Source organism: Bradyrhizobium sp. B120 (assembly GCF_049075665.1).
Lineage (GTDB): Bacteria > Pseudomonadota > Alphaproteobacteria > Rhizobiales > Xanthobacteraceae > Bradyrhizobium.
Genome location: NZ_CP185242.1, coordinates 2337202 through 2349383, shown reverse-complemented (window position 1 = coordinate 2349383; position 12182 = coordinate 2337202). Strand labels below are relative to the sequence as shown.

The 12182-nt window shown below is 58.9% G+C and carries 10 protein-coding genes and 1 pseudogene; 4 read left to right on the top strand and 7 right to left on the bottom strand.

Features of this window, described 5'->3' with window-relative positions:
* Positions 1–3: 3 nt before the first annotated feature.
* Positions 4–1206: a CaiB/BaiF CoA transferase family protein gene (locus ACOIX3_RS10900; protein WP_420969777.1), complete on the bottom strand. Its 1203-nt coding sequence runs from the start codon at positions 1204–1206 to the stop codon at positions 4–6.
* Entirely contained in the window at positions 1196–2164 is a 969-nt protein-coding gene (locus ACOIX3_RS10895) for a hydroxymethylglutaryl-CoA lyase (RefSeq protein WP_420969775.1), read from the bottom strand. The genes ACOIX3_RS10900 and ACOIX3_RS10895 overlap by 11 nt, the downstream gene beginning before the upstream one ends.
* 137 nt (positions 2165–2301) lie before the next feature.
* Here ACOIX3_RS10895 and ACOIX3_RS10890 point away from each other — a divergent pair, with 137 nt between their 5' ends.
* A complete protein-coding gene (locus tag ACOIX3_RS10890; RefSeq protein ID WP_420969773.1) occupies positions 2302–2913 on the top strand; it encodes a LysR family transcriptional regulator in 612 nt (203 codons plus the stop codon).
* Here the strand turns inward: ACOIX3_RS10890 and ACOIX3_RS10885 are convergent.
* Positions 2801–3987, bottom strand: a protein-coding gene (locus ACOIX3_RS10885; protein WP_420969330.1) for an IS3 family transposase whose coding sequence is annotated in 2 segments (ribosomal slippage) — positions 2801–3735 and positions 3735–3987 — 1188 coding nt in all. Because the reading frame shifts where the segments join, the coding sequence is not laid out codon by codon here. The two genes, ACOIX3_RS10890 and ACOIX3_RS10885, sit on opposite strands and share 113 nt — an antisense overlap.
* 120 nt (positions 3988–4107) lie before the next feature.
* On the opposite strand from ACOIX3_RS10885, the gene ACOIX3_RS10880 reads away from it, so the two are divergent.
* Entirely contained in the window at positions 4108–4476 is a 369-nt protein-coding gene (locus ACOIX3_RS10880; RefSeq protein WP_420969772.1) for a LysR family substrate-binding domain-containing protein, read from the top strand.
* Positions 4477–5151: 675 nt separating this feature from the next.
* Here the strand turns inward: ACOIX3_RS10880 and ACOIX3_RS10875 are convergent.
* Positions 5152–5330: pseudogene (locus ACOIX3_RS10875) on the bottom strand (GMC oxidoreductase); the annotation flags it as partial.
* Between the two features lie 338 nt (positions 5331–5668).
* Here ACOIX3_RS10875 and ACOIX3_RS10870 point away from each other — a divergent pair.
* Together ACOIX3_RS10870 and ACOIX3_RS10865 are read left to right on the top strand one after the other, a co-directional pair.
* Positions 5669–6457, top strand: a complete 789-nt coding sequence (locus ACOIX3_RS10870) for an HAD family hydrolase (RefSeq protein WP_420969771.1) — start codon at positions 5669–5671, stop codon at positions 6455–6457.
* Between the two features lie 267 nt (positions 6458–6724).
* On the top strand, positions 6725–7654 hold the full coding sequence (locus ACOIX3_RS10865) for a TauD/TfdA dioxygenase family protein (protein WP_420969770.1): 930 nt from the start codon (positions 6725–6727) through the stop codon (positions 7652–7654).
* A gap of 967 nt (positions 7655–8621) precedes the next feature.
* On the opposite strand, the gene ACOIX3_RS10860 is transcribed toward ACOIX3_RS10865, so the two are convergent.
* Genes ACOIX3_RS10860 through ACOIX3_RS10850 form a run of 3 tightly spaced genes read right to left on the bottom strand, consistent with a single transcriptional unit; the run spans position 8622 to position 12144 of the window.
* Entirely contained in the window at positions 8622–9959 is a 1338-nt protein-coding gene (locus ACOIX3_RS10860) for a glutamine synthetase family protein (protein WP_420969769.1), read from the bottom strand.
* Positions 9956–11245, bottom strand: a complete 1290-nt coding sequence (locus tag ACOIX3_RS10855; protein WP_420969767.1) for an ATP-grasp domain-containing protein — start codon at positions 11243–11245, stop codon at positions 9956–9958. The genes ACOIX3_RS10860 and ACOIX3_RS10855 overlap by 4 nt, the downstream gene beginning before the upstream one ends.
* Positions 11242–12144, bottom strand: coding sequence for an EamA family transporter (locus ACOIX3_RS10850; protein ID WP_420969766.1), 903 nt, complete (start codon positions 12142–12144; stop codon positions 11242–11244). Before ACOIX3_RS10850 ends, ACOIX3_RS10855 begins: the two co-directional genes overlap by 4 nt.
* Positions 12145–12182 lie beyond the last annotated feature (38 nt).

Sequence of the window (12182 nt, the reverse complement as noted above, 5' to 3'; positions counted from 1 at the left end):
GACCTACGGCGTGGCGGCGATGACCCGTTCGCGTGCCAGCCTCTCGACCTCGTGCCGGTCGAAGCCGGCGCCGACCAAAATCTCGTCTGTGTGCTCGCCCAGACGCGGCGGTTGGCGGGTCAGCCCCGGCCGCTCGCGTACCGCGCCGAATTCGACGGGCATGGCGGGAAGCCGCGTCATCTCGATTGCGCCTTCGGCGGTGCGGATCGCAACGTCAATCAAGCCACCGTGACTGGCGAGATGCGGATCGTTGAACAGGTCCGTCGGCTTGCCAACAGCCGCCCATGAGACGGCCGCGCGTTCGCAACGTTCGGCAATCACCGCCTTCGAAAGCGGGACAAGCGCTTCCTGCACGGCAGGGAGGAGCCAGCTTCGATGGCTCGCCCGCATGACATTGGTGGCGAGATCCGGATTGCCGGCGAGGGCGGCGAGCCCAAATTCCTCAGTGAACCGGATCCATTGCTTGTCGCTGGTGACGCCAATGAATACCTGATCGTCGCTCGTATTGAAGACGTCGTAGATCGCCCAGGCATGCCGGCGCTCCGGCATGGGCCTTGGCGGGTATCCACTCGCGACCGCGCCCGCCATGTGTGTGACCATGAAGAACGCCGCGCTCTCGAACAATGCGCTGCTGATCCGCTGGCCTCGTCCGGTCGCGTCGCGCTCGCGAAGCGCTGCGAGCGCGGCCGTGACGCCGAAGATTGCGGCTGTGATATCGTTGACAGAAGCGCCCGCACGCAATGGCCGCCCCGCGGGGCCTGTCATATAGGCAAGCCCCGCCTGAAACTGCACGACTTCATCGAGCGCGGGCCTGTGCTCGTAGGGACCTGCGAGAAAGCCTTTGAGGGCCAGATAGATCAAACGTGGATTTATCGCTTCAAGATCAGCATAGCCGCACCCCAGCCGCTCCATCGTGCCGGGCGCGTAGTTCTCGAGGACGATATCGACGTCCTTCACCAGCCGATGGACAGTCGCGCGTCCCTCGGGATGCTTCAGGTTAATCGCGATACTGCGCTTGTTGCGATTGAAGCCGGCGAAAAAACCTGCGCCGAAGCCAGGCAAGCGGCGCGTGTGGTCGCCGTCGGGCGCGGGCTCGACCTTGATTACGTCGGCCCCGAGATCGGCCAGTATCAAGCCGGCGCAGGGCCCCATGATCGTGTGGCTGAACTCGAGGACCTTTAGTCCCGTCAATGGTTTAGTGGACACCTGACGCCTTCCTCCGAAATGAATTGAGGCTTCCGGCGTGGAGAAGCTCGCTCGGCAGCTGGTGGCCGACGACCTCTTCGGCCATCCGCCCGACTTCGATCAGCGCATCGAGGTCGACGCCCGTACTGATCCCCATCTCCTCGCACAGCAGCACGAGCTCTTCCGTGCAGATGTTGCCGGCAGCGCCCTTGTGTGCGGCGAAAGGACAACCGCCCAGTCCGCCGACAGTCGAGTCGAATTTCGTCACTCCCATGCGCAGGCCCGCCATCGCGTTGGCGATCGCGAGCCCGCGGGTGTCGTGCAGATGCAACGTGATCCGCTGATGCGGCCACTTGCTTCGCACCTCCCCGAGCAGCCTTTCGACGCGCAGCGGCGTCGCCCAGCCCATCGTGTCCGACAGGGAAATGTTGTCGATTGCCACACCGTATTCGTCCGCAATGTCGAAGCCGTCGCGAAGGGTGGAGATGACCTGCGCCGGCGTGATATCGCCCTGGAAATTGCAGCCGAACGCCGCCATGGCCCCGATCCGCCGAACCAAAACGTTTTTCGACAGATGGAGGCGCGTCTGCTTGCGCATCGCTTCCAGGTTTTCCGCGTGGCTGCGATGCAGGTTCTTGCGGGTGAACGCATCGGACGCCGACAGCGCAATGGAGCCGGAAAGCGTCAGCTTGTCCGAATGCGCGAGGGCACGATCGAGTCCCTTTTCGTTGAACCAGAGCCCGACATAGTGGACACCGGCCGCCGGCCGAAAGCCAGCGACAACGTCATCCGCATCTGCCCATCCGGGCACGAGGCGAGGATTGACGAAGGAACAAACCTGGATGTGGCGAAGCCCGGTTTGCCCCAAAGCCTCGATGAGGCGAATCTTGTCCGCGGAGGCAATCGGTCCTGGTTCGATCTGAAAGCCTTCGCGCGGCCCCTCCTCCTGGATTTCCACTTCGTTTGGCAGGTCTGCCATCCATCCTCCTCGGCGGAGCTGCGACCGTGGCCGCGACTGTCCCTCGATTTCTGCGCTGAGCACAGGATGGCGGCGGTGGCGCTATTTCGTCCAATACTGATTTGACGGCATTAGCCATATGATTTCTAAATATCAGGATGGATATCCGACAGCTTCGCTATTTCATAGCAGTCGCCGAGGAGCTGAATTTCAGCAAGGCTGCACGCCGTCTGAACCTCAGCCAGCCTCCCCTCAGCCTCCAGATCAAGGCCCTCGAGCATGAGGTGGGCGCGCCGCTCTTTCTGCGTCAACGCCGGGGGGTCGAGTTGACCCGGGCCGGACAGATCCTGCTTGAACAGGCACGCAAGGCGCTTACGCAGCTCGATCACGCGATGGGAACGGCGCAGTGGGCTGCGCGCGGAGAAGCGGGCCTGCTGCGCATCGGCTACACCGGGTCAACCCCGCTCCATGCGTCGTTCTCCAAGATCCTGCGCCGCTTTTCGCAAGCCTATCCGGAGATACGTCTCGAGCTGCTTCACGCCTCCACCAGCCAACAGGCCGAGATGCTGACCGACCGTCGGCTCGATCTCGGATTCCTGCGACCGTCCCCGATATTTCCGCCCCCCAAGAACATGATCATGACCTGCCACCGAACTTTCATCCAGCGGCGGTTAGAGTCTCGGGGTTTTGTACGCCGAGTGGCGCGGGTGGAGCAACGGGCGATCGGCGGAGCTGGTCGGGGTTGCGCAGCCGATCGCCCGTTGCGGTGAATGTGGCGGCGTAGGCCGCGGGGGTCTGGTATTTCAGCGAGGAGTGCGGTCGCTCCCCATTGTAGTCGGCGATCCATGCGGCGACCTTCGATCGGGCATCGTCGAGGTCGAAGAACAGCGTCTCGTTCAAGAATTCATCGCGCATGCGGCCGTTGAAGCTCTCCACAAAGGCATTCTGGATCGGTTTGCCTGGCGCAATGAAGTGCCAGTCGATGCCAGTCTCCTTGCACCAGACCAGCATCGCATTGCAGGTGAACTCGGTGCCGTTGTCGGAGACAATCGAGCCCGGTTTACCGCGCCGCGCGACGATCGTCGTCAGCTCCCGCGCCACCCGTCGCCCCGAGATCGAGGTGTCTGGGATTGCGCCCAGACACTCCTTGGTCACGTCGTCGACGATGTTAAGGACGCGGAAGCGTCGTCCGTTGGCAAACTGGTCATAAACGAAGTCGAGCGACCAGCGCGCGTTCGGCCTCGCTTCCAGAAGGATCGGCACCCGGACGCCAACCGCCTTGCGGCGGGCGCGTCGCTTGCGCACGGCCAGCCCTTCCTCCCGATAAAGCCGGTGGATGCGGTTGATCCCTGACGGCTCGCCCTCCCGCCGTAGCAGGATGAACAGCCGACGGTAGCCGAACCGGCGGCGCTCATTGGCAAGCTCGCGAAGCCGCCCACGAAGCTCCGTGTCCGGACGACGGCGGGAACGGTAGCGGACCGCCTTCCGATCCGCACCGACGATCAAGCAGGCCCGCCGTTCCGAAAGGCCCATGACGGCTTTCAGGTGCGCGACCCCTGCGCGCTTGGCGACGGGCCCTACCATTTTTTTGACAACAGCTCCCGGAGCGCTGCCGCATCGAGCATCTGCTCGGCCAAGAGCTTCTTCAGTTTGGCGTTCTCATCTTCCAGCGCCTTCAGCCGCCTGGCCTCGGAGACGTCCATCCCGCCGTATTTGGACTTCCAATTGTAAAACGTCGCTTCAGAGATCCCGTGCTTCCGCGCAAGATCAGCCGTCTTCGCTCCAGCCTCGTGCTCCTTCAACACCGCAATGATCTGCTCTTCCGTGAACCTTGCTCGCTTCATCTGTCCGTCCTTCGTCAGGCCGGACTCTAACTCCTTCTGGAGGAAATTCTCAGGGGCAGGTCAATCATTCGTCGGATCTGGCCGGACCCGCTGGAGCTGTTTGCGCCGAACGATCATCCCTTGCTGTGTAAGCGCGGGGCCATTGCCGTACGGGCACTGGAGCCGCTGCCGTTCATCTTCTTTGCGAATGTGAGCCAGCGCGGCCTGAATGGTCACGTCGTACACCTTTGTAGCAGCGCAGGATTCACGCCCAACGTGGTCCAGGAAGCAGAAGACGGTGGCGCCATTCTGGGCCTCGTGGCCGCGGGTTTTGGGGTTGCCGTGCTGCCACAATGTTACGGTCAAATCGTCGTACGCGATGTCGTGCAGCGCACGCTGCGCTCGGCGGAAGCAAAAAGCCATATTTGTATTGCCTACAACCAGGACCGCACGTCCGATCAACTGATGCGATTTGTGGCACTCGGATCAGGTTCGGCCACAGCGGACTAACGGCATCCAAATATCAGATAGACCGTATCTGGAGGTGGGGCTTGTGCCACTGACGGCCCTTCCTGATCCAGACTCCAACGCGGCGGATCGGTCGCCAGAGCATCAATCTACCGAAGCGGCAGTAAAGCCAGGCATTCAATTCCTTGCAGTCCGCGACACTTGACTTTTTGCTCTTGTTATCTCCGCCCTTACGCGTCGTGCAATTCTCAAAGCGTGGGTCCAACGTAATTGCCTCTCATCAGGGACACTTCAGCGACATGGTCACGGTCGCGAGGCGCAGTCGGACGATTTTTGTGTGGGTATCGGCACTGAAGACGAGGACGGCACCATACGGCATACAGCTCAAGTCCGCCTTCGGGGCGAATTCGACAAGAAAGTGCGATTATGCTCCCGCCAAGATTGGCCGCATGCTCGCGACTCGAAATGCGGGGCTGGCTGACATCGCCGATGTTCAGAATCTATCTGACCCACGTCCGCAACGTTGGCGACCTTTACAAATGCATCGATCGGCGATTCGCCGGGCAGTTGGGCCACCAATGGATGATGCTTCTATTCGCAATAGGCCCGGAAGTGATCCGGATCATTCGGCTGGCCATCTTCGCTTCGTCCGCGTGCTGAGGGGACGCGTCTCACCGCAATCGACTTACACGTCCGTCGCCGGCGGAGTTTGCGGCCCCGGATCATCTCCGAAGCTTCTTCGCCGATCATGATGGTCGGTACATTGGTGTTGCCGCCCGGCAAATCCGGCATGACCGAAGCGTCAACGACCCGCTGACCGTCGATGCCGTGAACCCGCAGTTCGGAACGACGACGGCCAGCCGATCGGTACCCATTCTGCAGGCGCCGACTGGATGCAAGCGATGCCCATCATCAATAAATTCGCGCAATTCATTGGTGTCCCCGTCAACCTCACGGCTGTACCGACCCCTGTCCACATTCTGACAGCGGCACAATGTCGTGTCAGGTCCAGTACATCGCTCAAGGGCACCCTAACATGCTTCACAACGCTGGGCCGGCCTTATTGTATGCAAGCGGCGGTTGGCATGCTCATTGCCTCGATAAACATCAATCGAATAATAGAGGCACAAAAGCAGCAATGCTCACCTCTCCAACCTCCCCGTCTGGGCGAAGAACGGCCTGCCCGTTCAGCTCACTGAGGCGCGTTGCACCTATGATAGCGGACATACCCAGGATGATCGCCCCCGACAAGCAGATCAGAAATCGCATGGTGTCGGACACATTTCATCGCGGCCATCGCTTGCCTTTAGGTTCACCCGTGAAATCCGCGATTGTCTTCGACTGGAATGGTACGCTGCTCGATGACGCTCGCGCGGTGTTGGAAGCGATCAATGCAGTTCTGAGCCGGTTCGGTCGCGCCGCTATCGATATGCATAGGTTTCGCGAAGAGTTCGAGCTTCCGATCTCCGCAATATTCCACAAACTGGGCGTATCAGAAGACGAAGTCGACGCCGTGCTTGGCAACGACAACGCCTTCTTTCACGACACATACGAACCCCTGGCGAGTAGGACTGCTTTGCGCAAGGGCGCAAAACATCTCTTGCTTGCCGCAGGTCGACAATCCATTCCAGTCGTCATTCTTAGCAATCACATTGTTGAACCAATTCGCGTACAAGCACGAAGACTCGGTATCGAGGCTTACGTCACCAGAATTTTGGCATTCGAGAGCCGCACAAGTCAGTTTAGAAGCATGAGCAAGGAGGAACGGTTGTGCCAATATATGCAGGTCAATGATCTATCCCCCGCAAGAACCGTTATCGTCGGCGACATGGAAGTCGAGACGGAGATCGCGCGCAATCTCGGACTTATCAGCGTGTCGATGACGGGCGGATTTGTTTCCGAAGCGCGCTTGCGGGCAGCGCAGCCGGATTACATCGTTCATGACCACCATGAGCTAGTGCCAATTTTGCAAAACCACGACCTTCTTTCGAAGGACTCGGGTGATCGCGAAGAGCAGCACTGAAGATTTTCCGCCTGCCCGTCATTGCTGCCTCGATGATGTTGAATGAAGACGTCGGCGCCGACTGCTTTGAGCACGCGATGGAATCCTGAGCTCAGTCCCTTGACCGGCTCGCGCCGAACCTCCCGGTCCTTGACTGCTCATGTCGTAGACGGCCGTTGCAAGGCGCGAGCCCCTTCGCCTGGCGCGATGCTTGCTTACGATGCTTGCTGAGGACCATTCACCCGCTGGGACGAACAAGCAACCACGAGACCTGGAAAACAAGCCACGATGAGTGCAACGGCTTTGATCGATGACGTTATTCCGCGCAGCAACGTTGTGAAGCGCGCAGCGCGCATCGGTGCAGAAATCAGAGATCTCAGGCTCACGGGCGATTTGCCGACCCGGACCATCGCTGCGATCACTAGCTTGTTACTCGAGCACAAGGTGATCTTCTTCCGTAACCAGGGCCACCTTGATGACGCCGAGCAGGAGCGCTTTGCAGCTCGTTTCGGAAAGCTGGTGCCCCATCCGATGCTCGGTGCGAGCAAAGGAACGGCGTCGCTCCTCGAGCTTGACTCCAGTCGCGGCGGCGGTCGCGCCGACATATGGCATGCGGATGGCACCTTCGCCGACGCCTACCCAAAGATTCTGGTTCTGCGAGCTGTTGTAATCCCACCGTTCGGTGGCGATACGTTGTGGTCGAATACAGCGACCGCCTATCTGGATCTGGCGCCACCCCTGCAACGGCTCGCCGACGAGCTTTGGGCCGTGCACAGCAACGTTTTCGATTACGCCGGAATGGCCCGCGTCCGCGAGGTGGACAAGAAGCACTTTGACGCGGTTTTCACCAGAACAATTTTTGAAACTGAGCATCCCGTCGTGCGCATCCACCCCGAGACAGACGAACGCACGCTCGTGCTCGGCGCCTTGGTGCAGCGCTTTGTCGGCGTTCACAAATACGACGGCCACAAGCTGTTCGACCTGTTCCAGTCTCACATCACCGCGCCCGAAAACACCGTGCGGTGGAACTGGATGGAGGGCGATATAGCGATATGGGACAACCGTGCGACACAGCATTATGCGGTCAACGACTACGGCGACGAGCATCGCGTCGTGCGTCGTGCCACCATCGATGGTGATGTGCCCGTCAGCGTCGACGGCCGCCGCAGTGTCACGCGTCTCAAGGTCGCCAAACAGCCGCTGATCGACGCTGGCTAGCTAGCGCTCTCGAAATCGAACGAATCGAGAAAGACCGGCGAGCAGAGCTGTTCTCGGTGGTACACACTTCCGACAGGTATCCGCACTTCGGCGATACCCCGGACGATAACCACCGCAACAGCAGCACCCAAACGAGATATCGTCGCGATCGCGATGCGGAACATCAAAAGCCGAGCAAATGGCGCTGGCAGAGCTGATCGGATCCCGACAGATCACTGATGGAAGTGCGTCACCGACTTGTCCCGGCCTGTCTGACGATGCCAGACGGCTGCGCGTGAGTGCAGCATGTCGGTCTCCGCAAACTGGCCGACCGGCCATTCCGCTTCAGAGCTCCCGCCGCAGGTTGCGTCAGCATCCTCGGTAGCTAGCCAGAGTAGCATACGCCAATGCGTCCGAGGATCGACGTCTGAGCCAGCATCTGCCCTACAGGTTTGCACCGGCCAGTATCTGGCAATCCACGTTCCAGGCTGGCAACACGCACTCCAAGAGGCATCTCAGGACCTTACGCGAGGACGGCACTACATGCCGATGCCACCGAGCCCGTACAAGCTGCAAACGAACCTCACAGTCTGCCGTACATTGCCATGTTCGGGCAATCAGGCCGGCGAGACGACATTCACGTCAGCCTAAGCCGTCCAACTGATTGGCCTAACGGGATTACAGTAAAAGCTGCGTCGGGCTCGCTATGGGGACGGACGACAGCCCTACTCACGCCAATGGATCCTCCACACGCCCAAAACGACAGATGCCTCGTGTCGACACCACACGGCAGATTGCGGCAGACTTCGGCACGCCTGGCCCGCCCCGGTACCGAACCAGTGATCCACATACGGGCTGTACCGATCATGAGTCTCGCATCGATACCGGCGGTACCACCAACCATCTGTTCGTTCGATTGATTACGACAGGATGATCGGTGGCATGAACCATCGTCCGACTTGGCCCAGCGGTCGGTCGATACCTCACGCTAGATAATCTCAAAGTAGCGTTGACGTTCAAAGTCGGTGACGCGATGCCGAACAGCTTCCCATTCCCAGCGGCGGGAGCAAGAGAAGGCTTCGACAAACCTCTCTCCAAACACATCGCTGGCCTTTGGAGATTGTGCAAACCGGTACGTCGCCTCTGACAACCCTTGAGGCAGCCCACCGAAGGGAAGGCCGCTTTCCTCGCATGCATCGCCGACGATCGGACGCGATAAGCTGGCATTCTCTTCAACTCCCAGAATGCCCGAGCCAACGGCACATGACAGGCCAAGATATGGGTTCACATCTGCACCGGCCAGCCTGTACTCGAGGCGATGCGCAGATGGCTCGCCCGGAATAACCCGCACGGCACAGGAGCGGTTGTCAACTCCCCAGCTTGGAGAGGTTGGAGCCCAACAGCCAGGAACCAATCTCTTATAGCTATTGAAATTCGGCGCAGCGAGCACACAGAAGTCATTCATATACTTCAGTTGTCCGCCAACGAATTGACGCATCATTGTTGAGATGTTGCGAACAGTGTCGCTGTCGTAAAACACATTCCGACCGTCCGAGGATACCGAAATGTGAATATGTCCCGACTGGCCGGGCCATTTCTCGGAAACCTTGGCCATGAATGTGGCCATCATGCCTCGCGTCTGCGCCCACGCCTTTATCATCGACTTGAATATGATTGCGCGATCTGCTGCCTCCAGCGCATCACAATGAAGAAGTGACGCTTCAATGACGCCAGGTCCCGTTTCAAAGTGCAGGCCGCTAAGAGGTATCCTGGCCTTCTCACAAAGTACCAGGATCTCACCGAGCAGCTCCTGGTGTGCAACCGAGCGCGCAATCGAGTAACCGAATGGACCGCGGGTTAAGGGAACCCATGTCGCAAAGGGCTTCTCTTCGATTGTGTCGGCGCTCTCCTTGAACAGCATAAATTCAAACTCGAAGCCCGCAGTGCAGCTGAAACCGTGTTCAGCCGCCCTTCGCAGGACCTTACGCAGAACACCACGCGGGCAGAGGCTTTCGTGCGTTCCCGTAAACTCGGCGAGGTAGAGGCGAAGATCCCCGACATAAGACACAGCACGTCCGGTGCCTGACAGAATGCGCAGATCGGCGTCTCCGAACGTCGACAGAGGCTTTTGCGTGAAACTGGCTGGCAGCACTCGATCCGAACAATCCCAGGCGAGCACCGCTTCAGAGAACTTGACAACTCTGTCTGTATTCGAGACGTCTTCACTTAGTACGTGTTTGCCTCGCAGGACGCCATCAAAGTCGCTCACGCCAATCATCGCCGCGCGGGCTGGATTTACGCCGGTCGGCCGGGCATCAGTTGTCATGAGTTGCAATCCTGCGTCACCAAATCGAACACCTGGTCCATCCGCATCGCTCGCAACTTGCGATAGTCGTCCTCAAGCTGGGTCAAGTCGTCATGCACGAGGTAAACGATCCCCGGTGTCGACGCCAAGTCGATTGTCGGAACCAGCTTTTGACCTACCGGAACGAATGCAATGTCATCGGCGAAGCTCGGAAGCTTACGGATTGCCTCGAGTCCCGGATAACCGACAACAACGCCGCCCGTGTCGGAAATCAGCGAGACGCATAGTGCATGAGCCTGCCGCTTGTAAGCTCCGCGTCTCCTCATATACTCAGCAAAGCCTTTTGGATCTGCGTAGCGCCACGCCGTTAGCGTCATATGGTTGTGACCCAACGCCATTGTTCGAGCTTTTGCCGACATGGTACCTTGAAGCCTCGCTCCGAAGTCCACCAGAACCGGCCCCCGATGATCGACGATGATCTCGGCATGAGCCGGACCGTCGACGATCTGAAGCGCCTGCAACGCACGCACCAAGTAGTCGGATAGCTCGTGAACAATTGGCTCCCTGCCCCCCAACAAGCGCTCAAGCGAGCAGACCGATGACGCACCGTCAATAAGAACGGTGTCATAGGTCCAGACCTCCGTAACGAAGGCTTCCCCGTCGATCGAGACGGCATTCACAGTGTATTGCTGGCCGCTTATTTTTTCCTGTCCAAGCGCAAAACGGTTCAACGCTCCGACACGATTCGTCTTCCCGACAATGATGCCTACAGCTCTCTGAATGTCGGCGTCAGTCGAGCAAAAGAACACATCCTCGGTACCTGTACTGTTCAGGGGCTTGATTACGATTTCGTCGAAGCCCGCTTGATGCTTCCAGTTTGCGACCTCTCCGGCATTATCGGACACGATTTGGCTAATTGATCGCACGCCTGCAGAGGCCAGCGCGTCAGACAAACGCGCTTTGTCGCGCCGAGCGGCTGACAGAGCGGTCCCATTTGAAGCTAACCCAAGCCGTTCCGACAAGGAGTCGGCGAGCTCAACGCCGGTCTCGCACCCTGCTATAACGAACTCCAGCTTCCTGCCACGGAGAGCCTGAAGATGAAGTTCAGCGACCTCTTCATCAGTCATGCGCTCGCGCGGGCGAATGATTTCGTCATACAGATCTGCATTGAAATGCGATTGGAAGATGGGTGGAATCTGCGCGGCAGACATCACGTGCACCGTTCCAATTCCATAACGCCTGAACTCGTCCGGCAAGTATCGGCCGGTGGAGTATGCATCCACGATTACGCAATTCCGTCCGTTCATGCGGATCTCCGATACTGCAGGTAGATATTGCCAACGGCGAGTGCCGTAATGAGAACATTTCCAACGAACGTATGTGACGAAGGCACGATGCGAGAGTCGAAGAACTGGAACAGGAACGTGATGATCGGAGCCATGGACAGGATCATATTGACCGTGACGGGCTCTATGCGGCGAATGCCCTCCTGTATCAGGAGCAGAGGGACGATGATCGTCGATAGCCCGATCATTGCGATCGCAAACCAATGCTGCGAGATCTCAGGCACGATCGAGAAATGGTCGACCAGCCCGAGCAGCAAAAGGATTATTCCGTAAAAGCGATGCGCAAGCACCTGTCGGCCGGAAAATCCGCGGTCGAACAGCAGTTTGATGAGGATATTTGTAAGGGCCAGCGATAGGCCGGCGACGATTGCCAAGAAAAGACCAAAGGACGATCGAGCCCCCCACTCCACGCCCGCGTTACCGCTTGCCGAGATCCACACCATGTAACTTCCCATCGCTGCGATCAGAACGCTCACGGCAACGTCTGATCCTGGAGGGACGCCCTGCCGTCTGATCAGGGCGTTCAACCACACTGTTGCGGCGGGTCCCAACGCTACCATGAATGCGATAACGATCGCTGGTTCGGCGTATTTCAGTCCGATAAACAACCCGATCCAGCTTATCGCGGTCACGAGATTGAGCGACGCAAAAATCAAGAGCGATGACTTCGTTGCTCTTACGTTACGTCCGTCGCGACCAACCAGGAGATTGAATGTCAGACACACCGCAGCAAAGGACAGCAGGAGAGCGACGAATACATCTGCTTGCTGAAAATACGATGCAGCATAGACCTCGCCTGCCGCGCTCACGACGACATAAAGCGCCACAAAGACAACTCCCAGAGCGAAGCGATTTGTCAATCGCCCGCTCTCGCTGTGCCCTTGGCACGGTGGCGGGC

Bases quoted from the DNA above. Each gene is read 5' to 3' on its own strand.
- ACOIX3_RS10895 (WP_420969775.1), bottom strand. From the start codon at position 2,164: ATGGCAGACCTGCCAAACGAAGTGGAAATCCAGGAGGAGGGGCCGCGC.
- ACOIX3_RS10890 (WP_420969773.1), top strand. From the start codon at position 2,302: ATGGATATCCGACAGCTTCGCTATTTCATAGCAGTCGCCGAGGAGCTG.
- ACOIX3_RS10870 (WP_420969771.1), top strand. From the start codon at position 5,669: ATGATCGCCCCCGACAAGCAGATCAGAAATCGCATGGTGTCGGACACA.
- ACOIX3_RS10865 (WP_420969770.1), top strand. From the start codon at position 6,725: ATGAGTGCAACGGCTTTGATCGATGACGTTATTCCGCGCAGCAACGTT.
- ACOIX3_RS10860 (WP_420969769.1), bottom strand. From the start codon at position 9,959: ATGACAACTGATGCCCGGCCGACCGGCGTAAATCCAGCCCGCGCGGCG.
- ACOIX3_RS10855 (WP_420969767.1), bottom strand. From the start codon at position 11,245: ATGAACGGACGGAATTGCGTAATCGTGGATGCATACTCCACCGGCCGA.